Origin of the sequence: Povalibacter sp., assembly GCF_036735925.1 — a bacterium.
Lineage (GTDB): Bacteria > Pseudomonadota > Gammaproteobacteria > Steroidobacterales > Steroidobacteraceae > Steroidobacter.
The window spans coordinates 13,899-38,245 of the sequence record NZ_DAINNK010000052.1 but is presented as its reverse complement, the minus strand read 5'-3'; the positions used below and the strand labels follow the sequence as shown (position 1 = coordinate 38,245).

The following is a 24,347-nucleotide window of genomic DNA, read 5'->3' as shown; positions in this document are numbered from 1 at the left end:
CGCGGGCCGTCGCACAGTTCCTTGAAGTCGAACCAGACGACATCTTCGGCAAGGCGCTTCGGATGCAGCCGGCGATGGTTGAGCGTCAGCGTCGGACTCGCGGCGCCGGCTTCACCTGCCACGGCTTCGAATAGCTCGCTCATGGCCGCCGGCGTGGCGGGATCGCTCGAGTCGAACGCCGTCGAGGCGCGTTCGAGCGCGCGCAGCCGGTAGTCGGTGCCGCTGTCGACGTGTACGACCTGCGTGTTCTCCTTGAGCAGCCGGATCGCGGGCAGGAAGCGCGCGCGCTGCAGACCTTCCTTGTAGAGATCGTCCGGCGGCACGTTCGAGGTCGCGATCAGCGTGACGCCGCGATCGAACAGGCCGCGGAACAGGTTGCCGAGCAGCATGGCATCGCCGATGTCGGCGACGAACAGTTCGTCGAAACACAGCACGCGCGTCTTCTTCGCGATCTTTTCGGCGACGAGTTCCAGCGGGTCGGCGCGATCCTTGTGCTTCTTCAGTTCGTCGTGCACCGACTGCATGAAGCGATGGAAATGGCTGCGCTGCTTGTCCTTGAAGGGCAGGCTGTGGAAGAACAGGTCCATCAGCCAGGTCTTGCCGCGACCGACGCCGCCCCAGAGGTAAAGACCGCGTTCCAGATCGTGCTGCCTGCCGGCGAACAGGCCCTTCAGCAGGCCTTTCGGCTTCGGTTTGAGCAGTCGCGAGCGCAGATCATCGAGCAGCGCGACGATGCGTTCCTGCACCGGATCGCGCTGATAGCCGAGCCGGGCGCATTCGCGCTCGTAGTGGGCGGCGACGCTATCCATCAATCGTGCAGTGTCGATCGCCGCGCGTTGTGCATCACAGGTTCTGGTAGTTCGGACCGGAACCGCCTTCCGGCGTCGTCCAGGTGATGATCTCGTACGGGTCCTTGATGTCGCACGCCTTGCAGTGCACGCAATTGGCGGAATTGATCTGCAGGCGTTTGCCACCCGCGCCATCCGGCACCATTTCGTACACGCCAGCGGGACAGAAGTTCTCGCACGGATTGCCGTACTCGACCACGCAGCGGGTCGCGCAGATCGAAGTATCGGCGACCTTCAGATGAATCGGCTGCGCCTCGTCGTGCACGTTGCCGGCAAAGAACACCGAGGCGAGCCGATCGCGCGGCGGCAGCGTGCGATCGATCCACTGGCGATCGGGCGAGGCATAGTCGCCGAGCTTCTCCAGCGCCGACCAGTCCGGGGTGTTCTTCAGGGTCCACGGCACGTGACCCTTGAGCAGCGATTCCAGTCCGCCATTCGCCATCGCGAAATACAAGCCCTTCTTGAAGGCGGGCTTGAAGTTGCGTACCGAGCGCAGCTCCGCGTGACCATCGGAAGCGCGCCAGCGGGCATCGAAGCCTTCGCTCCTGCCCTTCTCGGCGAGATGTTCCGCTGCCAGCACGCCGGAGCGGATGGCCTGATGAATGCCCTTGATCTTGAACACGTTCAGCGTGCCGCCGGCATCGCCGACGATCAGCGCGCCCGGCATGTCGAGCTGCGGCAGCGACTGATAGCCGCCCGCGGCGATCGTGCGTGCACCGGCCGACAGGATCTCGCCGCCTTCGAGCAGCGGCTCGATGCGCGGATGATTCTTGAACTGCTGGAACGCTTCGAACGGCTTGAGGCGCGGATCCTTGTAGTTGAGGCCGACGACGTAGCCCACATACACGCGATCACCGTCGAGGTGATACAGGAAACTGCCGCCGTAGGTCTTCGTATCCAGCGGCCAGCCGAAGGCGTGCTCGATGCGGCCGGGTGTCACGCGTCCCGGCGGCAGCTGCCACAGTTCCTTGAAACCCAGTCCGAACGTCGGCGGATCGGCTTTTACCTTTTCGCGCAGATCGAACTGCTTGATGAGCTGCTTCGCCAGCGAGCCGCGCGAGCCTTCGGCGATCACGGTCGTGCCGGCATGGATCTCGATGCCCGGCGTGAAGTTCGGTCCCGGTTCGCCGTTGCGTTCCAAGCCCATGTCGCCGATCTGCACGCCCTTCACCGCACCGTTGTCGTCATAGACGACGGCGGCAGCGGCGTAGCCCGGAAAGATATCGACGCCGAGCGCTTCGGCCTTCTGTGCGAGCCACGGCGTGAGCTGTCCGAGCGAAATGATGAAGTTGCCGTGATTGTTCATCGGCGACAGGTTCACGGCCCAGTTCGGCAGCTTGTACGAGCCGGTTTTCGTCATGAGCCGCACGTCGTCTTCCGCGGCCGGGACCTTCATCCCGGTGTATTCCGCGCGCCATTCGGGCAACAGTTTTTCGAGCGGCGCCGGTTCCAGCACGGCGCCCGACAGCGAGTGCGCGCCGACGGCCGATGCCTTTTCCAGAACGCAGATGTTCAGGTCGCTCTTCAGTTGCTTCAGCCGGATCGCGCACGCAAGACCCGCGGGGCCTGCGCCGACGATCACGACGTCATACTCCATGACTTCTCTTTCAATGGCTTCACTCATACGTGCGTATTGGGTGTGGCTGTTATTTGGAAACCGGGGGAAGAATCTCGCGCAGCGAGGCGATGGCCTCGAGTTGCGGCCGGACCGTCTGCAGGTCACCGACGACGACGACCGACATGCGCTTCGGATCGAGATGATCGCGCGCTGCCTTCGTGATCTGCGCCGGCGTCACGGCGTACATGCGCTGCGGAAACGTGGTCAGCCAGTCGGACGGCAGGCCCTGCAGGTCCATCTGCGCGAGCTGGCCGATCAGGCCGCCGCGGCTCGCCGTGCCCATCACGAACGTGCCGTTGCGATAGTTCTTGATGGCCGTGAGTTCGGGCTCGGTCGGCGGCTGCGCGCGCAGCAGTTCGATTTCCTTGAACACTTCGGTGATCGCGGGGCCGGTCGAGGCGGACTTGATGTCGGCGTTCTCGATCCAGGTGACCTGGTGATACTTCGTTTCCAGGCCGCTGCCCGGCGAGTAGGCCCAGCCCTTGTCTTCGCGCAGGTTCATGGTGATGCGCGAAGTCAGCACGCCGCCCAGCAGCGAGTTGGTCACCGACAGCGCCATGAAATCCGGCTGGCGCATGTCGATGACGCGCTTGCCGATGCGCAGTGTCGATTGCGGCGCGCCAGGACGATCGATGAGCGTCAGTCGACGCGATCCCGCCTCGACCGGCGGCAGTTCCAGCGGCGCGGCGCCTTCGCGCCATGTGCCGAGCGTTTCTTCGATGGCTTTCTGCGCCGTCGCGCGATCGAACCTGCCGGCGATGTAGATCTGCGTGCGGCGTGCGCCGAAGTTGCCGTCGTAGTACTTGCGGATGTCGTCGATCGTGTAGCTCTGCAGCTGTTCCGGTGTCGGAAACGTCTTGCCGTACGGATGATCGCCGTACAGCAGCCCGGCCATCGCCGCGCTGGCGAGTGCCTGCGGCTGCGTCAGGGCGACGCTGAGGTTGCGGGTGTAATCCTGGCGAATGCGCGGCAGTTCGCTCTCCGGCAGCTTCGGCTGCGTCAGCACTTCGGCCAGCAGCGCGATGGCGTCGGGCACGTATTCGGCGAGCACGTCGAGCTGCAGGAAAGTCTGGTCGGGGCCGGCGGAAATGCCGAGTTCGCCGCCCATCAAGGTGGCCGCTTCGGCGATCTGCTGCGCCGTGCGCTTCGCCGTTCCTTCCTTCAGCAGATCCGCGGTGAGATCGGCCAGCCACACCTGCTGGCCTTCATTGAGATTGCCGGTGCGGACGGCGATGGCGATCGTCGCCTTCGGCACGACGCCGAAGTCCACGAACGTCGTCTTGAGGCCATTCGGCAGCGCGGTCGTCGCCGGCGTCGGCAACTGAAAGGCACGCGGTGGGCCCGGACGTGGCGGCGCTTCCTGCGCAAGCGCTGTCTGCGTCGCCAGAGTCGCAACGATTCCGATCAGCGTGATTCGCAGCGCCTTCATTTCGCAGCCTCCGCAGGAGCAGCGGGCCTGTCCGGTTCGACAGATCGGGCCGGTTCGACCAGCAGCACGGTCCGATTGTCCCTGCGCAGATATTCCTGCGCCGTCTTCTTCACCAGGTCGGGCGTGACCTTGGCGAATTCCGCCTCGATGCGATTGATGCGCGCCGGATCGTCGTCGAAGAGTGCGAAGCAGGCGAGCAGGTCGACGAGCCCGAGCCGCGTGCTGGAACCGACCAGGTCGTAGAGCTGGGAGCGGATCGTGCGGCGCGCGCGATCGAGTTCCGTCTGCGTCACCGGCTCGGTACGGATGCGCTCGATGTTCTCGTCGAAGGCCGAGAGGATCTGATCCGTCGTGGTCGTCGGATCATGGATCAGCGAGGCGGACCAGAGCATCGGCCCGCTGTAGTTGAACATGTTGCCGAGCAGGTTGATGCCGCCGGAGACGCTGTCGGTGTAGCCGCGTTTCTGCACCAGGTCCTGATGCAGGCGCGAGGATTGACCCTGCAGCAGCAGTTCATCGATGAGTCCGAAGGCGAAGTGTTCGGGGGTCCAGCGCGGCGGCACGTGATAGCCGACGGCGAGGGCAGGGCGCGGCGCGAGGGCGTCGGTAATGCTGGCGCGCTTCTCCTTCGTCTGGCGCGGCTCGGCGATGTCCGGCAGCGGCGTCACGGCGCCGCGCGGGATCTTGCCGAAGTACTGCTCGATCCACTTTTTCGTCTGCGCGGTTTCGAAATCGCCGGCCACCACGAGCACGGCATTGCTGGGAACGTAGTAGGTCTTGAAGAAGGCGCGAGCATCGTCGAGCGTCGCGGCGTCGATGTGCTGCAGGTCGCCGTAGAAGTTGTGCGCGTTGTACCAGTTGGTATTCGCGTACTGCGGCAGCTGCAGCCACGGAAAGCCGCCATAGGGCCGATTGAGGACGTTGACCTTCACTTCCTCTTTCACCACGCCCTGCTGGTTGGCCAGGTTCTCCTGCGTGATGTCGAGACTGCGCATGCGGTCGGCTTCGGCCCACAGCATCGATTCGAGCGCATTGGACGGGAAGGCTTCGTAATAGTTGGTGAAGTCGAAGCGCGTGGAGCCGTTGAGCGTGCCGCCGAGGCCCTGCACCAGCTTGAAGAACTGTCCCTTGGCGAGATTCTTCGAGCCCTGGAACATCAGGTGCTCGAAGAGGTGCGCGAAGCCGGTGCGATCCTTCGGCTCGATGCGGAAGCCGATGTTGTAGTAGATGCCGATGGTGGCCAGCGGCACCGAGTGGTCCGCGGAGAGCACGACGCGCAGACCGTTGTCGAGCTTGTAGTACTCGACGGGAACGTTCAGCGCCGCCACCGGCGTCTCGTCCTTTGCCGTCGCCGGAGGCGCGCCCATTGAGAACGCCAGGATCAGGCAGATGGCGAAGTGCTTCATCGACGTGCTTCCTCCGGATCGCTGATGGAACGCTCGGGTGCTGCTTCTTCCTGTAGGTCAGGCTTCAGCCTGACAATCCTCAGGCCGGCTGAAGCCGGCCCCACAGGCAGAGCGAATCGTTGATACAGCTCACTTCGGCGCCATGCGGATCGCGCCGTCGAGGCGGATGGTTTCGCCGTTGAGCATCGAGTTCTCGAGAATGTGCGCGACGAGTGCGGCGTATTCGTCGGGCCGGCCGAGGCGCGACGGGAACGGCACCTGCCTGCCGAGCGAATCCTGGGTTTCCTGCGGCATGGCGGCCATCATCGGCGTCTTGAAGATGCCCGGCGCAACGGTCATGACGCGGATGCCGAGCGAGGACAGGTCGCGTGCCATCGGCAGCGTCATGCCGACGATGCCGGCCTTCGAGGCGGAATACGCGATCTGGCCGATCTGGCCGTCGAATGCCGCGACCGACGCGGTCATGACGATGACGCCGCGCTCGCCTTCTTCATTCGGCGTGTTCGCCTGCATGATCGCAGCGGCTGCCTTGGCGACGTTCACGGTGCCGATCAGGTTCACTTCGATGACTTTGCGGAAGGCATCGCCGGGAATGGCGCCTTCCTTGTTGATGGTGCGGCGCGCCGTGGCGATGCCGGCGCAATTGACGGCGGCATTGAGGCCGCCCATCGAGCTGTGGGCCGCGGCCACGGCGGCGTTGACGGCGGATTCGTTGGTCACGTCGACTTTCTGGAATCGCGCCGAAGCGCCGAGTGCCTTGGCCGCGGCTTCGCCGGCTTCCTGGTTCACGTCGAGCAGCGTGACCTGGCCGCCGGCGGCAACGATGCGGGACGCCACCGCGTTGCCGAGTCCCGAAGCGCCGCCGGTGATGACGGCGCGCACCTGATTCAACTTCATGCTTGCTTCCTCGATAAATGCGCTGTTACTAGATGCGCTGCGCGCCATCGAGCTCGATGACGCGACCGGAAAAGAAATCGTTCTCGGCGATGAAGATCGCAGCGTGCGCCATTTCGGCGGGATCGGCCATCCGCTTGAGCGGCACGGCAGCGACGGCGCGTTCGATCATCTCGGGTTTCATCGCGTCGAGGATCTCGGTACGCGTGAAGCCGGGGGCGATGGCGCCGGCGCGAATGCCGTAGCGGGCCAGTTCCTTCGCCCACACGACCGTCATCGCGGCGACGCCGGCCTTCGCGGCGGAGTAGTTCGACTGCCCCATGTTGCCGGCACGGGAGATGCTGGAGGTGCTGATGATCACGCCGCCATTGCCGAGCGTGATCATGCGCGCGGCGGCTTCGCGGGCGCCGAGGAACACGCCGGTGAGATTCACGTCGATGACGGCCTGCCACTGATCCTTCGACATCTTGCCGACGACCTTGCCGTCCTGGACTTTGACCAGCATGGCGTCCTTGGTGATGCCGGCATTGTTGATCATCACGTCGAGCCGGCCGAAGTCGCGGACGACGGCATCCAGCGTGTTCGCGACCTCGTCTTCGCGGCTCACGTTGCATAGATAGGTGCGGGCCTGCACGCCCAGCGCTTCGCACTCGGCGCGGGTGGTGTCGAGATCGGCTTGATGCAGATCGAGAAGGGCGAGATTGGCGTGCTTTGCTGCGAATGCCAGGGCCATGGCGCGGCCGATGCCGCGGCCACCGCCGGTGATCGCTACCAACTTGCCGTCGAGCTGCATTGCCGTACCTCAAAACGTTGCAGGGCGCCGGATGGTAGCCGCTTTCTTGCGACGCACAAAGCCCCCGGCAACGACGACTGCATCATGGAAAAACGGCCTCTCCTGTAGGTCGGGCTTGTAGGTCAGGCTTGTAGGTCAGGCTTTAGCCTGACTCCTCAGCGCCGGCTGAAGCCGGCCCCACAGAAGAGATTGAGGATCAGGCAGTAGCTTCGAACAGTTCCCGCCCGATCAGCATGCGCCGGATTTCACTGGTGCCGGCGCCGATCTCGTACAGCTTCGCATCGCGCAGCAGGCGACCGGTGGGGTAGTCGTTGATGTAGCCATTGCCGCCGAGCGCCTGAATGGCGTCGAGTGCCAGCAGCGTGGCTTTCTCGGAGGCTTGCAGGATGCATCCTGCGGCATCGAAGCGCGTGATCTGGCCGCGGTCGCAGGCGCGCGCCACGGCATATACATAGGCGCGACAGGCATTCATGGTCGTGTACATGTCGGCAACCTTGCCCTGCATGAGCTGGAAGGTGCCGATCGGGCGGCCGAACTGTTTGCGTTCGTGAACGTAGGGCATCACGTGATCCAGACAGGCGCGCATGATGCCCAGCGGACCGCCGGCGAGCACGACGCGTTCGTAGTCGAGCCCGCTCATCAGCACTTCCGCGCCGAACCCTTCCTTGTGCAGCACGTTGGCTGCCGGTACGTGACAGTCCCTGAACACGAGTTCGCAGGTGTCGGAGCCGCGCATGCCGAGCTTGTCGAGCTTCTGCGCGGTGCTGAAGCCAGGCATGCCGCGTTCGATGATGAACGCCGTGATGCCGCGTGCCGCCAGCGACGGATCGAGCGTGGCGTACACGACGAGCGTGTCGGCGACCGGTCCGTTGGTGATCCACATCTTCGAGCCGTTGAGGATGAAACCGTCGTCGCGTTTTTCGGCGCGTGTGCGCATGCCGACGACGTCCGATCCGGCGCCCGGTTCGCTCATGGCGAGCGCGCCGACGTGCTCGCCCGAAATCAGCGGCGGCAGGTATTTGCGTTTCTGATCCGCGGTGCCCCAGCGCCGCAACTGGTTGACGCACAGGTTGGAGTGCGCACCGTAGGAAAGCCCGACCGATGCCGAGGCGCGGCTGATTTCTTCCATGGCGACGACATGCGCGAGATAGCCCATGCCGGCGCCGCCGTACTCGTCCTCGACCGTGAGTCCCAGCAGGCCCAGTTCGCCCATCTGCGGCCACAGTTCGCGCGGAAAGCGGTTCTCGCGGTCGATGTCCGCGGCCAGCGGCGCAATGCGGTCGTGCGCAAACTGCGCGACCGTCGTGCGCAGGGTGTCGATGTCCTCGCCGAGTCCGAAGTCGAAATCTTCCAACACGGGTATCCTCGCGGGCAGGGTTGAGGAACGATGTCGCATTGTCGGACAATCCGGCACCATGTCAACGCGCACAAAAAATGTATCCCGACCGAAGGCCCGTCGCGGCGTCGCAGCAGCAGCGGATCAGGAATCCGGCGGCCTTGCCGCGCCGGCCAGCCTGTTCGAGCCGGTCGAACGCGAGCCGGCGTATACCAGGGTGTCCGCGGCAATCGAGGCGAAGATCCTCTCGCGCGTCCTGAAGGATGGCGACCCGCTGCCGCCGGAACTCGATCTGGCACAGCAGTTCCGCGTGCATCGCTCGACGGTGCGCGAGGCATTGCGCCAGCTGGAAAGCGCAGGGCTGGTCATGCGTCCGCAAGGGGCGAAACGTCTGATCGTGAGTCGGCCGCACGCCGACAAGGTCGCTTCGGGAATGCGACAGGCGCTCGTGCTGCACGAGGTGTCGTTCGTCGAAGTGTGGGAAGCGATGATGGTGATCGAGCCCGAGGTCGCGGCCATGGCGGCGACGCGCCGCACGCCCGGCGATATCGACACGCTCGTGCGCGTCAGTCAGGCATTCATCGCGGAGCCGCGCGCCGACGTCGCGGTGGAACTGGTCGCTGGGTTCTTCGAACAGATCGGCGTCTGCGCACGCAACAAGGTGCTGATGCTGGCCAAGCACTCGCTGGCCCAGGTGCTGGCGCCGTCGCTGGCAGTGATGGTCGACCGCGTGCCGCAGGCCCGCTCACGCATCGTCGCCGCCCAGCAGAAGATCATCGCCGCGTTGCAGAACCGCGATGCGGAGGAGGCGCGCAAGTGGATGGCGAAGCACGTGCGCGACTTCAAGCGCGGTTATGAAGTGGCGGGCATTGCACCCGACGCGCTGGTGTCGATTTAGTTAGGAATTAATGGCCGCAAAAAGGCGCAAGAAACACAAAGCAAGAATCCAAAACGTCTTTACCTTGTGTCGTTTGCGCTTTTTTGCGGCTATTTTTCTTGATCAGACCAGTTCGACCGCCAGTGCCGTCGCTTCGCCGCCGCCAATGCACAGCGAGGCGATGCCGCGCTTGCCGCCGCGATCCTTGAGCGCATGAATCAGCGTCGTGAGGATGCGCGCGCCGGTGGCACCGATCGGATGACCCAGCGCGCAGGCGCCGCCGTTGACGTTGACGCGAGCGTGGTCGAGGCCGAGGTCCTTGATTGCAGCCATTGCCACGACGGCAAAGGCTTCGTTCACTTCATACAGATCGACGTCGCCGGCTTTCCAGCCCGTCTTTTCCAGCAGTGACTTGATCGCACCGACCGGGGCCGTCGTGAACCACTCGGGCGCCTGCGCGTGGCTGGTGTAACCGACGACGCGGGCGAGCGGCTTGAGGCCGCGCTGCTTGATCAGCGCGCCGGAGGCGAGCACGAGCGCGGCGGCGCCGTCGGAAATTGACGATGAGCTGGCGGCCGTGACCGTGCCGTCCTTGTTGAAGGCCGGCTTCAGGCTCGGGATTTTCTTGATGTCGCAGGTGAACGGCGTTTCGTCCTGATCGAACACGCGCTCGCCCTTGCGATCCTTGATCGTGACGGCGGCGATCTCGCGCTTGAACTTGCCCTGCTCGACGGCGACGAGCGAGCGACGCACGGACTCGGCGGCGAAGGTGTCCATTTCTTCGCGCGTGATGCCGTACTTGGCGGCGGTCTGATCGGCGAAATGGCCCATCATCTTGCCGTCGAACGGACTCTGCAGGCCGTCGAAGAACATGTGATCGAGGATTTCCGCATGGCCCATGCGCAGGCCGGCGCGGGCTTTCGGAATCAGGTACGGCGCATTGGTCATGGACTCGATGCCGCCGGCGAGCACGGCATTCGCCGATCCCGCGCGGATCTGGTCGGCGGCCATCATCACGGCCTTGAGTCCCGAACCGCACATCTTGTTGACGGTGGACACCGGCACGCCCAGCGGCAGGCCCGCAGCGAGCACGGCCTGACGGCCCGGCGCCTGGCCGATGCCGGCCATGAGCACGCAGCCGATGATGGCTTCTTCGATCTGCTCGCCGGAGAGGCCCGAATCGTCGAGCGCGGCGCGAATCGCGGCGGCGCCGATCTGCGGCGAACTCAGCGGCGCAAGTGCGCCCTGAAATGCACCGATGGGTGTGCGGCGGGCCGATGCAATGAAAACTTCGTCGCTCATGCGTGTATCCCGGTCTGCTGATCAGAATGGAGGCGGGGCTTGTAACCAATGCTGCAAGGGGCGGTCAAGCTCCCGCCGCAGCAAAATCAGCCCTTGCGGGAGGCCTGCAGATCGGCGACGCCGTCGCTTTCGCCGAGATCCGGCTCATTCAGCGCAGCAAGAATTCTGGCTCTCGCAGCATCGCGGGTCAGGGCGACGGTCGCACTCGAATCAAGCTCGGCGGGCGCACGCACGGCCGGCAGGATTTCGATGTCGATGCGTCCGGGCCGCGGCAGGAAACGTCCGCTCGGCAGGATATGACGGGTGCCGCGGATCGCCAGCGGCACCACGGGGAGCTTCGCGCGTGCGGCGATTGCGAACGCACCCGTATGAAACTTGCCCAGCCCGGGTTGCGCGATGAACGTGCCTTCGGGAAAGAACGCCAATGCCTGACCCGAGTCCGCTGCCTTGATGAGTCGTCGCGCGTCCATGCCGCCGGCGTGTCGATTGAACCGGTCGACGAACTCCGAACCGATGCGCCGCAGCAGCAGGCCGGCGAGCGGCACGACGCTGACTTCCTTCTTGATGACGAAACTGAAGCGCGCCGGCAGCACGCCCTTGAGCACGACGCCGTCCAGATAACTGGCGTGATTGGCGACGACCACGCACGGCTCCTGCGGCAACTCCTGGGCACCGTGTACGCGGATGCGCATGCCGGCCACCGCGAAGAAACTGCGCGCCGCGGCGTGAGCGATCGAACGACGTGTCTTGATGCCGAGCCCGGGAATCAGCGTTACCAGCACGAGGGCGATGAGGCCGAGGACCAGGAAGACGATCAGCGCGTAGAGGCCGTAGAGAATCTCGAGAAGCCGGCGCAGCAGGGGCAGGGGATTCAACGACATCGGTGTCGGTACGGGTCAGCGGGTTGATATTGCAGGGATTGGCGGCCGCGCAGGTCGTAGTCTGCTTGCGGCGCGGCGGGCATTTTCTGTGAACTGGTTCTCTTTATGTAAACACTAAAAACGTTCTGTGATAACTGTCACTCCTTCAGGGAGGAACGCCTACGCATACTGCCCGCACTGCATGTCCGGACAGCACCGCAGTCCGGCTTGCGCAAGTTGCTTCAAAGGCGATGACCACAGTTACGAAAGCATCAGTCTACGCGAGGACAGGCGAGGCGACCCCTGAAACGCCCTCCCTCCCGGCCATCGACCGTTTCCTCGATGCCGTGTGGATGGAGCGCGGACTGTCGCCCAATACCCTGTCGGCGTACCGTGCCGATCTCACTGCGCTCGATCGCTGGCTGCAGGCGCGCGGAACCTCCGCCAACGGCGCCAAGCGTGCCGATGTGCTCGCCTTCATTGCATGGCGTGTCGAGTCCGGCGCGCGTCCGCGCTCGACGGCGCGTCAGCTGTCCAGCTTCCGTCGCTTCTATCGCTATCTCGTGCGCGACGGCGCCATCACCGAGGATCCGACGGCGCAGATCGCCATGCCCAAGATCGGGCGCTCATTGCCGAAATCGCTGACCGAGGAAGAAGTCGAGGCGCTGCTGGCCGCGCCGGAAGTCGATCAGCCGCTGGGCCACCGCGATCGCACGATGCTCGAAGTGCTGTATGCGACGGGCCTGCGCGTCTCCGAACTCGTGAATCTCAAGGCCGGCCAGGTGAACATGAACCAGGGCGTGCTGCGCATCGTCGGCAAGGGCGATCGCGAACGGCTGATTCCCCTGGGCGAAGAAGCCGTGCAGTGGCTGCAGAAGTTCATCAATGGTCCGCGGCTCGAGATCCTGCTCGAACGCCAGACCGACTTCCTGTTCCCCACGCGCCGCGGCGATCGCATGACGCGCCAGGCGTTCTGGCACATCATCAAGCGCTACGCGCAGAAGGCGGGCGTGCAGAAGGCGCTGTCGCCGCACACGCTGCGTCACGCATTTGCCACGCATCTGCTGAATCACGGCGCCGACCTGCGCGTCGTGCAGATGCTCCTGGGTCACAGCGATCTGTCCACCACGCAGATCTACACGCACGTGGCCCGCGAGCGCATGAAGGAGCTGCACCAGCAGCACCATCCGCGCGGCTGAGCCGCGCCGTCGCTTCGGCCGATGCCTGCGAGGGATCGGTCCTCCCCGGGTCTTCTCCCTGCCGTCGAAAGCGGTGGCATCCCTGCTAGACTGCCGCCCCCGAGCGCGCGAGTGAACCTCCGCGGCGCTTTGGCATCCAACCGATGCGTCCGCTTCCCCCTGGAGTGTCGATGAGCAAACTGATCGGTCGACTGAGTGCATTGCTGCTGTTCGCGATGAGCACCTGTGTGCTTGCGGCGGACACGGACAAGGTAGCGGAGGCACGCACAGCCATCGCAGCCAAATTCCCGGGCGTGAAGCCGGATCAGATCAGGCCCTCGCCGGTCCAGGGCGTGTATGAAGTCGGCATGGGCGCCGACACCGCCTACGTCAGCGCGGACGGCAAATTCCTCTTCAGCGGCGATCTGTACGAAGTCGAGACACGCACGAACCTCACCGAGGCCGGTCGCGCCGTGTCGCGCAGCAAGGCGCTCGCCAGGCTGGATGAGCGCGACATGATCGTGTTCGGTCCGGCGGCGGCGAAGTACACGATTACCGTTTTCACCGATGTCGAGTGCGGGTATTGCCGCAAGCTGCACGGCGAGATCGACCAGCTCAACAAACTCGGCGTGCGGGTGCGTTACCTGGCCTATCCGCGGGCCGGTCCGGGCACGGATGACTGGGCGAAGATGGAGGCCGTCTGGTGCTCCAAGGATCGCAACGGTGCGATCACCAAGGCGAAGCAGGGACAGTCGGTAGACGCCAAGTGTGCGGCGACGCCGGTCGCCAAGCAGTACGAACTCGGCGAGGAAATGGGCGTGCAAGGTACGCCGGCCATCTTCACGCCGTCCGGCGATTACATCGGCGGCTATCTGCCGCCGAAAGACATGGTCAAACAGCTCGACCAGTTGAAGGTCGCGGCGACGAAGACCAAGTGATCAAGTAATCCGGTCGGCCCGGATCGAAAAAAAGCCCGCAGAAATGCGGGCTTTTTTTGTGGGCGCGATGTCCTGCGGATCAGCGTTCGAGCAGCTTCAGCTTGTCGGGCTTGCCGTCCCACTCCTTGGCGTCTGCGGGTGCGGGCTCGCGCTCCGTGATCACGGGCCAGCTCTTGGCGAGTTCGGCGTTGAGCTGCTTGAAGTGTTCCTGGCCGGCTGGCAGCTCTTCCTCGGAGAAGATCGCTTCGGCAGGGCATTCGGGTTCGCACAGCGTGCAGTCGATGCATTCGTCCGGATCGATCACCAGGAAGTTGGGACCGACATGGAAGCAGTCGACCGGACAGACCTCGACACAGTCCGTGTACTTACACTTGATGCAATTCTCTGTGACGACAAAGGTCATCGATGACTCCGGCCGGGGAATGCGGCGAATGCCGCTGCGAACGGCCGGTATTGTGCCAAAGAGGGGCGGGCGATAGAAGCCGAACCCGTCACCGATCCCGGGTAATGATCCTGCCGTCCTGCCAGTCGATGTCGCGGGAATGCACGCCTTCGCGTCCGGCACGGCGATCCTCCAGGTAGCGCCGCAGTGCGAAGTCGACGCTGAGGAACGCCATGTCGTGCCACGGAATGTCGGCTTCGTCGTAGAGCTGCGTTTCCAGGCTTTCGGGCCCGACGCCGAAGTTGGTATCGAGCAGCCGCGCCCGGAACATGATGTGCACCTGGTGCGCGCGAATCACGTTGACGATGGCGAGCAGCGAACCGATCTCGACATTGGCGAGCGCTTCCTCCATCGCTTCCCGCGCCGCGCCGTCCTGCAATGCTTCGCCGTTTTCCATGAAGCCGGCGGGGATCGTCCAGTAGCCGCGCCGCGGTTCGATCGCGCGTCTGCACAACAGGATCTTGCCCTGCCACTCGGGGACGCATCCCGCGATGATGCGCGGGTTCTCATAGTGGATGGTCTTGCAGGCCGTGCAGACGGCGCGCGGCAGATGATCGCCGTCCGGAATCAGACGTTCGACGGGGGCGCCGCAGGCGGAACAGAACTTCATTGGCGATGGAGCAGGTGCACGCCGCGATGGTAGCAACTTCATCCGGGCCGCGACATTGACGAGCCGGCCGGACGAGCCTCGTCCTGGAACCGCGCTGCCGCCAGGTGCGTTCAGCACGGCGATTCTCAGCCTGTGATCGTTCACCAGACGATCGCCTCCCATTCCAACAAGAAGGTTTCCGAGGTGCGACTTGGATCCGCAGCGACCGTCTTCGAGCGACGAAGGTTCGGATCTGTTCATCGGCGGCGGACCTCTGGCCGAGCACATGCGCAGGTGCGACTGGCGCGCGACGTCGATCGGCGCGCCGGGGGACTGGCCGCAAAGCCTGCGCTCCATGGTTCGCATCCTGCTGACGTCCCGCTATCAGATGTGGATGGGTTGGGGCAGGGATCTCGCCTTCTTCTATAACGACGCCTACCGGCCGACGCTGGGAGAGAAGCATCCGTGGGCGCTCGGACAGCCGGCCTCGGTCGTCTGGCGCGAGATCTGGCCGGAGGTGGGGCCGCTCGTCGATCAGGTCATGACGACGGGCGAGGCCACCTACAACGAAGGCATGCTGCTGTTCCTGGAGCGCAGCGGTTTTTCCGAGGAGACGTACCACACGTTCTCCTACAGCCCGCTGTTCGACGACGACGGCTCCATCGCCGGGCTGCTCTGCGTGGTCGTGGAAGAGACGGAGCGGGTCATCGGTGCGCGACGGCTCGCGACGCTGCGCAAGCTCGCCTCTGCACTGTCGCAGACATCGGCGCAGGCGCAGCTGTTTCGCGCGGTGCAGGACGAACTCGGCGACAACCTGCAGGATCTGCCGTTCACCGCCGTCTACCTGTTCGACGACGAGAGCGACAGCGCGACGCTGGTCGCCTCTTCCGGCATCGATGCAGGCCATCCCGCTGCGCCGCTCGAGATCGAGACCGGCCGGCATCCGTGGGCGCTGGGCGCGATCCAGGGCACCGATTCCGTCGTGGTCGTGCCGGATCTCGGCGAGAAATTCGCGGCAGTGCCCAGCGGTGCGTGGCAGCTGCGGCCGAATGCGGCATTGCTGGCGCCGATCGCCGAGCCCGGCGCGACGCGGGCCGCGGGATTTCTGGTCGCTGCGGCCAATCCGCATCGTCGCGTCGACAACGGCTATCGCGATTTCGTCAGCCTGCTCGCGGGCCAGATTGCCGGAGCGCTGGCGAATGCGCGCGGCTTCGAGCAGGAGCGCAAGCGCGCCGAAGCCCTCGCCGCGATCGATCATGCCAAGACGACCTTCTTCTCCAACGTCAGCCATGAATTCCGTACCCCTCTGACGCTGATGCTCGGTCCGCTGGAGGAGCTGCTGGCGACGCCGGCGTTCTCGGAAGAGATGGCGCGCACGCAGGCGCAGGTGGCGCATCGCAACGGCATGCGGCTGCTGCGACTGGTGAACAGCCTCCTCGACTTCGCCCGCCTCGAAGCGGGCCGGATGAATGCCTTCTACGAGCCGGTCGATCTGGCTTCGTTCAGTGCGGAGATCGCCTCGAGCTTTCGTTCGGCCATCGAGAAGGCGGGTCTTGCGCTGACGGTCGATGCGCGAGCCCTGCCCGAGCGCGTCCACGTCGATCCCGACCTGTGGGAAAAAGTGCTGCTGAACCTGCTGTCGAATGCGTTCAAGTTCACCTTGAACGGCGGCATCACGCTGACCGTCGATACGACGACCGACCGCCGCAACGCAGTCGTCTGCGTGACGGATACCGGCATCGGCGTGCCGGAAACCGAAATCCCGCGACTGTTCGAACGCTTCCACCGCGTCGAAGGCGCACAGGGACGCAGCTTCGAGGGCTCGGGCATCGGGCTCGCGCTGGTGCAGCAACTCGTCCGGCTGCATGGCGGCGACGTGTCGGTGCGCAGCGAACTCGGTCGCGGTACGACTTTCAGCGTCAGCCTGCCTTTCGGCACGGCGCATCTGCCCGCCGACAAGCTGCGTCAGGAGCGCAGCGGACCGACTGCAGTGAAAGCGCTGCCCTTCGTCGAAGAAGCGCTGCGCTGGGTTCACGAAGCCCCCGACATCGCGCCGCCGCAGACCACTCCATCGCATCAGCCCAGCCGCAGGATCCTGCTCGCCGACGACAACGCGGACATGCGCGATTACGTGACCCGGCTGCTGGGCACGCAGGGATACCTGGTCGAAACCGCGGTGGACGGGCAGCAGGCGCTGCAACGGGCGCGCGCGGGGAATTTCGATCTCATTCTCGCCGACGTGATGATGCCCAACCTGGATGGTTTCGGGCTGTTGCGCGCCATTCGCAGCGACGCGCGCCTGGCGAGCATCCCCGTCATCATGCTCTCGGCGCGTGCCGCCGACGAAGCGAAGTCCGAAGGCATCGAGGCGGGCGCCGACGACTATCTGGTGAAACCGTTCGTCGCCCGTGAACTGCTGGCGCGCATTCACACGAACATCGAGATGGCCGCCATCCGGCGCGATGCGGCGCGCGCAATCATGCAGAGCGAACAGCAGCGCCTGATCAGTCAGGAGCGACTGTCCCGCGCGCTCGCGACCGGAAGGGTGGCCGTCTACGAATGGAACGTGTCCACGGATCGCCTCAGCATCTACGGCCAGCTCGCGGACGCGTTCGGCGTCGGCATCGAAGCCGCGGCCGACGGCCTGCCGCTCGCGACGTTCTTCGAAGGCGTGCATCCCGACGATCGCGAACGTACCGCAGCGCTGGTGACGAAGACCGTGGAGACGGGCGCGCCGTTCGAAGCGGAGTATCGAGTTCTGGCCGCCGACGGACCGCGCACCGTACTGTCGCGCGGCCAGATCGAAACGCTGCCGTCGGGCGAACGGAATTTCACCGGCGTGCTGATCGATCTCACGCAGGAGAAAGCCGCCGAAGCACAGATGCGCGAGCAGCAGCGCGCGCTCGAAGTGCTCAACCGGGTCGCCGCCATCATCGCCGGCGAACTCAAGACCGAGTCGGTGGTGCAGGCGATCACCGATGCGGGCGTCGAACTGATCGGCGCGCAGTTCGGCGCGTTCTTCTACAACGTCATCGACGCGGCCGGCGAGCGCTACACCCTGTACACGCTGTCGGGCGCGGCGCCGGAATCGTTCGCGAAATTTCCCATGCCGCGCAAGACGGCGGTGTTCGGACCCACGTTCGACGGCGTGGGCGTCGTTCGCGCCGACGACATCACGCGCGATCCCCGCTACGGCCGCAGCGAGCCCTATCGCGGCATGCCGCCCGGACATCTGCCGGTGCGCAGCTATCTGGCAGTGCCCGTGAAATCCACGAGCGGCGAAGTGCTCGGCGGACTGTTCTTCGGTCACGCGCAGACCGGGCGATTCGGTGCTGAGACGGAGGAACTCATTCTGGGCCTCGCGGCCTCCGCGGCGGTCGCGATGGAGAATGCGCGGCTCGTGCAGGCGGCGCAGCGCGAGCTGGTGCAGCGGCGGCGCGCAGAAAACGAACTGCAGCTGTTGAACGCAACGCTGGAGAAGCGCGTCCGGGACGAAGTCGCCGAGCGCACGCGCGCAGAAGAGGCATTGCGACAGGCGCAGAAGATGGAAGCCGTCGGTCAGCTGACCGGCGGCGTCGCGCACGACTTCAACAATCTGCTGACCGTCATCATCGGTGGCCTGGATACCATCCGTCGTTCGAGTCCGGCCACGGACGAGGCGCGCATTCGCCGCGCGGCCGACATGGCCCTGCAGGGTGCGCAGCGTGCGGCGCATCTCACCTCGCGCCTGCTGGCCTTCTCCCGCCGCCAGCCGCTCGATCCGAAGCCGCTGGACCTGAACGTCCTGGTACGCGACATGACCGAGCTGCTGCATCGCACGCTCGGCGAAACCATCGAACTCGAAGGCATTCTCGCGCCGCGGCTGTGGCTGGCCGAGGTGGATCAGAACCAGATCGAAAGTGCCATCGTCAATCTCGCGGTGAACGCGCGCGATGCGATGGAAAACGGCGGCAAGCTCACGATCGAAACCGCCAACACCGATCTCGATGAACGATACGCGGCCACCGATGCGGAAGTGATTCCCGGGCAATACGTCATGGTGGCGGTCAGCGATACCGGTTCGGGAATGTCGCAGGACGTGCTGGCGCGCGCCTTCGAGCCGTTCTTCACGACGAAGGACGTGGGGCGCGGCACGGGTCTCGGCCTCAGCATGGTGTACGGCTTCGTCAAGCAATCCGGCGGCCACGTCACGATCTACAGCGAAGTCGGGCAGGGCACGACCGTGAAGCTGTACTTCCCGCGCTATCACGGCGGCGCCCCCGTCGTCGCGCCGGTGCCGAGCGTCGAAGTGCCGCGCGCGAGCCGCGAGGAAGTGATTCTGGTCGTCGAGGACAATGCCGACGTACGCAGCTACAGCACGATGGTGCTGGCGGAACTCGGCTATCACGTGCTCGAGGTCGGCGATGCGGAAAGTGCGCTGGCGATATTGCAGACGTCAGCCCGCGTCGACCTGCTGTTCACCGACGTCGTGCTTCCCGGCAAGTCGGGCAAGATCCTCTCGGACGCGGCGCGCGAACTGCGACCCGACCTGCGTGTGCTCTACACGACGGGCTATTCGCGCAATGCCATCGTCCATCACGGACGGCTGGATTCGGGTGTGCAGCTCATCGGCAAGCCCTTCACGTTCGAGCAACTGGGGCAGAGGATTCGCGATCTGCTCGACAAGCCGTAAGGACACGGTCGCCGTTTCCGCATCTGCGTTCGCTCGCGTCCTCCCGGATGCGGCTGTGGCGTGGATGCATCGTTTTTGCACTGCCAAACAAGCGTGAGCCGTTCGCTGCCTTTGTGGCAGTGCGTTGCCGTGCGGACCTGCCTGTCAACGGTGAAATATGCCTGAAACAGCAGGGTTTCATTACTCGAACGGAAAAAGCCCGGTGAGGTACTAGACACCGCTGTTGATAAATTGGAAACTAATCGCAGTCCAAGAAGAGTAGTTGAGTTGTCTACGTGCCATCGATGCCGCAGACGGCAACGTACTCATAAAGTAGTGCTGCGGTCATCAGGCGGGGGCAGGCGACGGTGCTGAAAATCAACGGCGAGCTGCGTGTGCCGGCGGCTACAGGTGTCCAGCGGGCCCTGTCCATTTCCGCCATGCCGTTCCCGACTCTCGCGCCGCGTCCAGTTCAACTGATCGCATCGCCGTAACGATGCGGCTCGATGTCCGATTCGTACTGTTCGCGGACATCGCCAGCCGGCGCAGTCCAGCAGATTCCATTTCGATGTGCCCGCAACGACGCACCGGCCGTGTCGGCGGCGCAGTGCAGGCGCTAGTCAACGTTTTTTCCTCGGATGGGTTGATCGTTATCAAAGGGGGACACCCATGAAGACTCGCAGATTGATGTTACTGACGGGCTCGAGCCTGCTGGCCATCGCGACCAGCACGCCGGCTCAGGACACGGCCGGCGCCGGCTTCCAGCTGGAAGAAGTGGTGGTGACCGCACGCCGTCGTGCAGAAAGTCTGCAGGACGTTCCTCAGACGGTCGATGCCGTAACCGCCGAAGACGTTGCGAAGCTGAATTTCCAGAACTTCACCGACGTCCAGGCCATCGTGCCCGGCCTGACCATGAGCAGTGGTGCAACCGGTTACACGACGGCTGCAACGATCCGCGGCGCCTCATTCCAGGTCGAATCCAGTGCGACGCCGACCGTCGAGTTCTATCTGAACGACGGCCCGATCCAGTCGGCCCTGCTGTTCCAGCAGATGTACGACATCGGTCAGATCGAAGTGCTGCGCGGCCCGCAGGGCACGCTGCGTGGCCGTGCTTCCCCGTCCGGCTCGATCACCGTTACCACCAAGCAGGCGGATGTCTCCGAATTCGGCGGTTATGTGAGCGCCCTGGGCACCGATCAGGATGCCTACCAGGGCCAGGCGGCCATCAATCTGCCGATCATCCAGGACAGCCTGGCTTTGCGCATCGCAGGTATCTACGACGAGAACGAATACGATCACGTCGAGACCACCGACGGTCAGAAGCCTTCGCAGAGAACCAAGAGCGGTCGCGCTTCGCTGCGCTGGGAGGCGGGCGACGTTTTCACTGCGAATGTCATGTATCAGTACCTCGAGCGCGATCTGAAGGCATTCGATCAGTACTCGTCGTTCTTCCTTGCGAATGGTTCGACGGCTCCTGCAGGCGTACAGACGATCCGGCCGGAAGATCGTCTCAGCGTCTTCACCGACGGCGGGCGTCCGACGACGCAGCAGATCGATATGGCGACCGCCCAGCTCGACTGGCGTTTGGGTGGCCAGAAGCTGAGCTACGTGGGCTCATGGAGCAAGCTTGACGTCCAGGCACAGTCGCCGCTGGATCTTGGCGGTGTCGTGCCCAACACCCCGGGATTCGCGCAGAGCCTCCACTCTCAGGCGGAGAGCAAGGCGCACGAATTGCGCCTGGCGTCCGAAGAGCGCCTCGCCGGCAGGTTCGATTACACGGTGGGTGCGTACTACCAGGAGTTCAGCAGTCCCAGCGATCTGACGAACTACACGTTGTTCGCCATACCGGTCGGCCCGTATACGCTGATGCCCGTCAGCGTGCCGCCGAATCCGACGTTGCCTCCGGGCGCTCCGGGAGGTTTGCTCGGTACTCCGATTTCGCGCCGCAGCAGCACGGAAGAAACGTCCGTCTTCGCCAATCTCACCTGGCATCTGACTGACCAGACCGAGATTTCCGGCGGTGCGCGTTACATCATCTTCAAGTCCGAGAGTTCGCTGACGCTGAACAATGCGCCTACGCCGGCGCAGAGCTTCGATGCCGAAGAGAAGCCCACGGTCTGGAACCTCGCCGCCTCGCATCGCTTCACCGAGGACTTCATGCTCTATGCGAACGTCGGCACCTCGTGGCGTGATGGTCCGGATGTCGTGGGTATCTTCAATCCTGAGCCCGTGACGCCGAACATTGCCGAGTTCACCCGGCTGGACTCCGAAGACTCGACGTCCTACGAAGTCGGTTTCAAGGCTGACTTCCTCGACGGCCGCATGCGCCTGAACGCGTCCGTCTTCCATCAGGACTTCGAGAACTTCCTCTATCGCGGTCCGCAGGTGTGGTACGTCAATCGGCAGCAGCCGGCGAGCCCGGTCCCGGGTCAGTTCAACTTCATGGCCAACGTGGACGGCACGATCGACGGTGCTGAAGTCGATCTCGCGATCCAGGCCACCGAGCGGTTCAATATCGGCCTGAACTTCGCCTATGCAAAAGGCGAGATGGACAATGGCGTCGTTGCCTGCAACGACTTCAATCAGGATGGCATTCCCGACCTGAACCCGCCGGCAAACCCGAGCCTTGCGCAGCTTCAGGCGATTCTGCCTGCCGGAGAGGACGTCGCTTCCTGCTCGGTGAACGACCGCATGTCGTTCGCGCCTGACTGGACGACGACGCTGCAGGCGGAGTACACCTTCCCCGTTACTGCATCCCTCGACATCTTCGGTCGCGGCCTGTACTCGTACTACACGAGCAACGAGCAGGACCCGAACAACCAGTATGACGATGTCGATTCCTATGGCCTGCTGAATCTGTATGCGGGTCTGCGCAGCAACGATGGTGCATGGGAAGTGTCCCTCTTCGCGCGGAACGTGCTGGATGAGCAACTGGTGCTGAATCGCGGCAGCGCGGCCGCTTCGACTCCTTTCAGAAATCTGGCTGCCGGAGGCGCAGGTCAGTCTCTGGCCGGTCCTTACATGACGACCAGCATGACGCCGCTGCAGGAGTTCGGCCTGAGCGTCCGCTACTCCTTCGGCTCGCGCTGACAAGTCATCAGGAAGCTCCCGGCGAGAGGTCCTTTCGCCGGGCTGCTTCTGCAGTCCCCTGCGCGGCATGCCCCTCCGGGTATGTCGCGTTTTCATTTGCGCGCCCCAGCTCGAATTCCGCCACCACGGCGAAGTGATCCGACGGATAGCGTCCTGCTTCGTGAGTCGTGACCGTCCTGGTCCGCAGTACTTCCGGTCCGCGAAACAGTATCCAGTCGATGCGCCGTTCCGGACGCCCGGTGAAGTCGTGGAATGTGCCGTCGGGCCCGCTGCGTTCGGGTGATGTCGTCCATGCGTCCGCAAGCAGGGCGGTGAGCAGCGCGTGGACGTCACCGTCCGGCGTCGTGTTGAAGTCTCCCGTGAGAATGATGTTCTCGTTGCGAGGCAATGCCTCCAGGCGCGTGCGGATCAGCTTCGCGCTGCGCAGGCGCGCCGTCTCGTCCTCGTTGCGATAGGGAAAGTGCGTGTTGTAGAGCGTGAACGTTGCGCCATCGGCGCGGTGCTTAAACCGCGCCCACGTGACGAGCCGCGGATACAGGTTCCCCCAGGTTCGACTGCCCGGCGTATCGGGAGTATCGGAAAGCCAGAAGTTGCCCGAGTCGAGCACGCGCAGACGGTCCTTGCGATAGAAGATACCCATGTGTTCGTCGTCGTCGCCGCCGCGACGGCCGGTACCGAACCACACGTACTCGGGCAGTCGGGCGACCAGTTCGTCGCCCTGTCGCTTGAACAGTTCCTGCGTGCCGATGATGTCGGGGGCTTCGGACCGCAGCATCCGGACCGCGAGATCGCGCCGCAGATCCCAGTGGTTGGCGCCGTCGTCCGGCGTGAGCAGGCGGATGTTGAATGTCATCACGCGCAGCGGCTGCGCCGTGGCCGGCGCTGCGATCAGCAGCGACGCAGCGAGACACCACGGAAGTCTCCGCAGGAAATTCAGCCAGGAATCATGTCGTGACATCGCGGCAACTCCAGATCCAGCGGCGGCACGATGGCGACTCCGAAGCGCCGCGCTTTCCTGCGCAGTTTCAGCAGGGCCCTGTCCTTCGTGATGAGCGCATCCGCCCGCGCATGGTAGGCGAGGGCAAGAAAAGGCTGGTCGTCGCGGTCGCGACAGCGCGGAAAGCCTGCGGGCAACAGCCATTCTTCGCGACTGAAGCCGTCCGGCATGGGCGCGAGAATCGCCGCGGCGAGATAGCGATCCAGAATCCGGCGCTGCTCGACGGCGGCCAGTCGGCATTGCGGATAGGAGAGCACGCGCTCCAGTTCATCGATGGCGTGCTGGTGAACGAGCGCCTGCGCGCGTCGCGTCTCGATCGCTGTCGTCAGGTGGTGCGCCGCGCGATCGCGAAACACGAAGCAGTCGAGGACGATGTTCGTGTCCAGCACCAGGCGCGGCGGCGTTCCGCTCGGGGCATCCGGAATGTGTGCATCCGTCTCTGGGGCGCTATCCCTGCTCATGCTGTCGTCCTTCGGTTCGAAAGATCAGAAGCGCTGGACCTGTTCGGTGGCCCAGGTCCTGCCGTTGCCCGCTTCGTTCAGGGGAACGCATCCGCGAAATGGGCCGGGCGCGGGGTTGTATTGCAGCACCTTCGTGGCTGCCGCCTGCGAAGTGAAGTAGCCCAGCAGCGTGAGTTCGCGCGTCATCAGGATGAACGGCCTCGCAAAGGGGCCGGGACCTCCATGAACCCGTTCGGCAGCCATCGCCGCTGCCGTGACTGCTCTGACGTGCTCGATCCGGACATTGCGTTCCAGGTGCAGGAAGTCGTCGGCATGCTGCGCGCGAGCTTGCGAATCGAACTCATCGAGTCCGGCCAGGAAGCGGCCCTGATCCTGCTTCGGGTACACGGCTTCGAGCATGCGGTCGATCAACGCCGGCACGCCGACATCCTTCGCTCCCGGCGTATCCGTGCGTGGAATCAGGATCTCCGCCACTTCGCCGACCAGCGCAGCCTGTGCGGACGTCAGAAAGACCGGTTGCCAGTTCGCCTCCGGTTTCGCAGTACAGCCATTGAGGATGCCCATCAAGGCGGGGGCCGAGAGGGCGCCGCCCATCAGCCAGGCCGCCTGCTGCAGCGCTTCGCGTCGATTCATGTCGC

19 protein-coding genes are annotated in these 24,347 nt (G+C 64.5%); 5 read left to right on the top strand and 14 right to left on the bottom strand.

All coding sequences use genetic code 11. From position 1 onward, the window contains the following. From zapE to V7D81_RS15770, 7 genes are all read right to left on the bottom strand, one after another. Positions 1-809: cell division protein ZapE (gene zapE, locus V7D81_RS15800; protein ID WP_324317966.1), on the bottom strand; the 809-nt coding region annotated here is incomplete at its 3' end. A gap of 34 nt (positions 810-843) precedes the next feature. Beyond that, on the bottom strand, positions 844-2,472 hold the full coding sequence (locus V7D81_RS15795) for an electron transfer flavoprotein-ubiquinone oxidoreductase (RefSeq protein WP_349257671.1): 1,629 nt from the start codon (positions 2,470-2,472) through the stop codon (positions 844-846). 22 nt (positions 2,473-2,494) lie between these two features. After that, on the bottom strand, positions 2,495-3,895 hold the full coding sequence (locus V7D81_RS15790) for a M16 family metallopeptidase (RefSeq protein WP_324317962.1): 1,401 nt from the start codon (positions 3,893-3,895) through the stop codon (positions 2,495-2,497). Beyond that, a complete protein-coding gene (locus tag V7D81_RS15785) occupies positions 3,892-5,301 on the bottom strand; it encodes a M16 family metallopeptidase (RefSeq protein WP_324317960.1) in 1,410 nt (469 codons plus the stop codon). Before V7D81_RS15785 ends, V7D81_RS15790 begins: the two co-directional genes overlap by 4 nt. A gap of 129 nt (positions 5,302-5,430) precedes the next feature. Next, positions 5,431-6,198 carry an SDR family NAD(P)-dependent oxidoreductase gene (locus V7D81_RS15780; protein WP_324317958.1) on the bottom strand — a complete coding sequence of 256 codons (768 nt, stop codon included), beginning with the start codon at positions 6,196-6,198 and terminating at the stop codon, positions 5,431-5,433. A 28-nt stretch (positions 6,199-6,226) separates the two neighbouring features. Further along, positions 6,227-6,988, bottom strand: coding sequence for an SDR family oxidoreductase (locus V7D81_RS15775; protein WP_324317956.1), 762 nt, complete (start codon positions 6,986-6,988; stop codon positions 6,227-6,229). Positions 6,989-7,184: 196 nt separating this feature from the next. Then, entirely contained in the window at positions 7,185-8,345 is a 1,161-nt protein-coding gene (locus tag V7D81_RS15770) for an isovaleryl-CoA dehydrogenase (protein ID WP_324317954.1), read from the bottom strand. A 58-nt stretch (positions 8,346-8,403) separates the two neighbouring features. On the opposite strand from V7D81_RS15770, the gene V7D81_RS15765 reads away from it, so the two are divergent. Further along, the gene (locus V7D81_RS15765; RefSeq protein ID WP_324317952.1) at positions 8,404-9,222 is read left to right on the top strand and encodes a FadR/GntR family transcriptional regulator; all 819 of its coding nucleotides are present in this window, start codon (positions 8,404-8,406) and stop codon (positions 9,220-9,222) included. A gap of 102 nt (positions 9,223-9,324) precedes the next feature. Here V7D81_RS15765 and V7D81_RS15760 read toward each other — a convergent pair whose 3' ends face one another. Together V7D81_RS15760 and V7D81_RS15755 are read right to left on the bottom strand one after the other, a co-directional pair. Next, positions 9,325-10,503 carry an acetyl-CoA C-acyltransferase gene (locus V7D81_RS15760; RefSeq protein WP_324317950.1) on the bottom strand — a complete coding sequence of 393 codons (1,179 nt, stop codon included), beginning with the start codon at positions 10,501-10,503 and terminating at the stop codon, positions 9,325-9,327. An 86-nt stretch (positions 10,504-10,589) separates the two neighbouring features. Further along, complete coding sequence (locus V7D81_RS15755; RefSeq protein WP_324317948.1) at positions 10,590-11,384, bottom strand: lysophospholipid acyltransferase family protein; 795 nt, start codon at positions 11,382-11,384, stop codon at positions 10,590-10,592. 230 nt (positions 11,385-11,614) lie between these two features. Here V7D81_RS15755 and xerD point away from each other — a divergent pair, with 230 nt between their 5' ends. Then, positions 11,615-12,562 carry a site-specific tyrosine recombinase XerD gene (gene xerD / locus V7D81_RS15750; protein WP_324317946.1) on the top strand — a complete coding sequence of 316 codons (948 nt, stop codon included), beginning with the start codon at positions 11,615-11,617 and terminating at the stop codon, positions 12,560-12,562. Between the two features lie 170 nt (positions 12,563-12,732). Further along, positions 12,733-13,479, top strand: coding sequence for a DsbC family protein (locus tag V7D81_RS15745; RefSeq protein WP_324317944.1), 747 nt, complete (start codon positions 12,733-12,735; stop codon positions 13,477-13,479). A gap of 79 nt (positions 13,480-13,558) precedes the next feature. Here the strand turns inward: V7D81_RS15745 and fdxA are convergent, their stop codons facing one another. Beyond that, positions 13,559-13,882 carry a ferredoxin FdxA gene (fdxA, locus tag V7D81_RS15740; RefSeq protein WP_324317942.1) on the bottom strand — a complete coding sequence of 108 codons (324 nt, stop codon included), beginning with the start codon at positions 13,880-13,882 and terminating at the stop codon, positions 13,559-13,561. An 88-nt stretch (positions 13,883-13,970) separates the two neighbouring features. Next, positions 13,971-14,531 carry an NUDIX hydrolase gene (locus V7D81_RS15735; RefSeq protein ID WP_324317940.1) on the bottom strand — a complete coding sequence of 187 codons (561 nt, stop codon included), beginning with the start codon at positions 14,529-14,531 and terminating at the stop codon, positions 13,971-13,973. A gap of 190 nt (positions 14,532-14,721) precedes the next feature. Here V7D81_RS15735 and V7D81_RS15730 point away from each other — a divergent pair, with 190 nt between their 5' ends. Then, the gene (locus V7D81_RS15730) at positions 14,722-19,182 is read left to right on the top strand and encodes an ATP-binding protein (protein ID WP_324317938.1); all 4,461 of its coding nucleotides are present in this window, start codon (positions 14,722-14,724) and stop codon (positions 19,180-19,182) included. 648 nt (positions 19,183-19,830) lie between these two features. Then, complete coding sequence (locus V7D81_RS15725; RefSeq protein WP_324317936.1) at positions 19,831-22,251, top strand: TonB-dependent receptor; 2,421 nt, start codon at positions 19,831-19,833, stop codon at positions 22,249-22,251. 7 nt (positions 22,252-22,258) lie between these two features. Here the strand turns inward: V7D81_RS15725 and V7D81_RS15720 are convergent, their stop codons facing one another. From V7D81_RS15720 to V7D81_RS15710, 3 genes are read right to left on the bottom strand one after another with little or no spacing between them, the layout of a single operon-like run. Continuing rightward, entirely contained in the window at positions 22,259-23,209 is a 951-nt protein-coding gene (locus V7D81_RS15720; protein ID WP_324317934.1) for an endonuclease/exonuclease/phosphatase family protein, read from the bottom strand. Continuing rightward, positions 23,185-23,709 carry a putative toxin-antitoxin system toxin component, PIN family gene (locus V7D81_RS15715; protein ID WP_324317933.1) on the bottom strand — a complete coding sequence of 175 codons (525 nt, stop codon included), beginning with the start codon at positions 23,707-23,709 and terminating at the stop codon, positions 23,185-23,187. The genes V7D81_RS15720 and V7D81_RS15715 overlap by 25 nt, the downstream gene beginning before the upstream one ends. Positions 23,710-23,733: 24 nt before the next feature. Further along, on the bottom strand, positions 23,734-24,342 hold the full coding sequence (locus V7D81_RS15710) for a gluconate 2-dehydrogenase subunit 3 family protein (protein WP_324317932.1): 609 nt from the start codon (positions 24,340-24,342) through the stop codon (positions 23,734-23,736). Between the last annotated feature and the right edge of the window lie 5 nt (positions 24,343-24,347).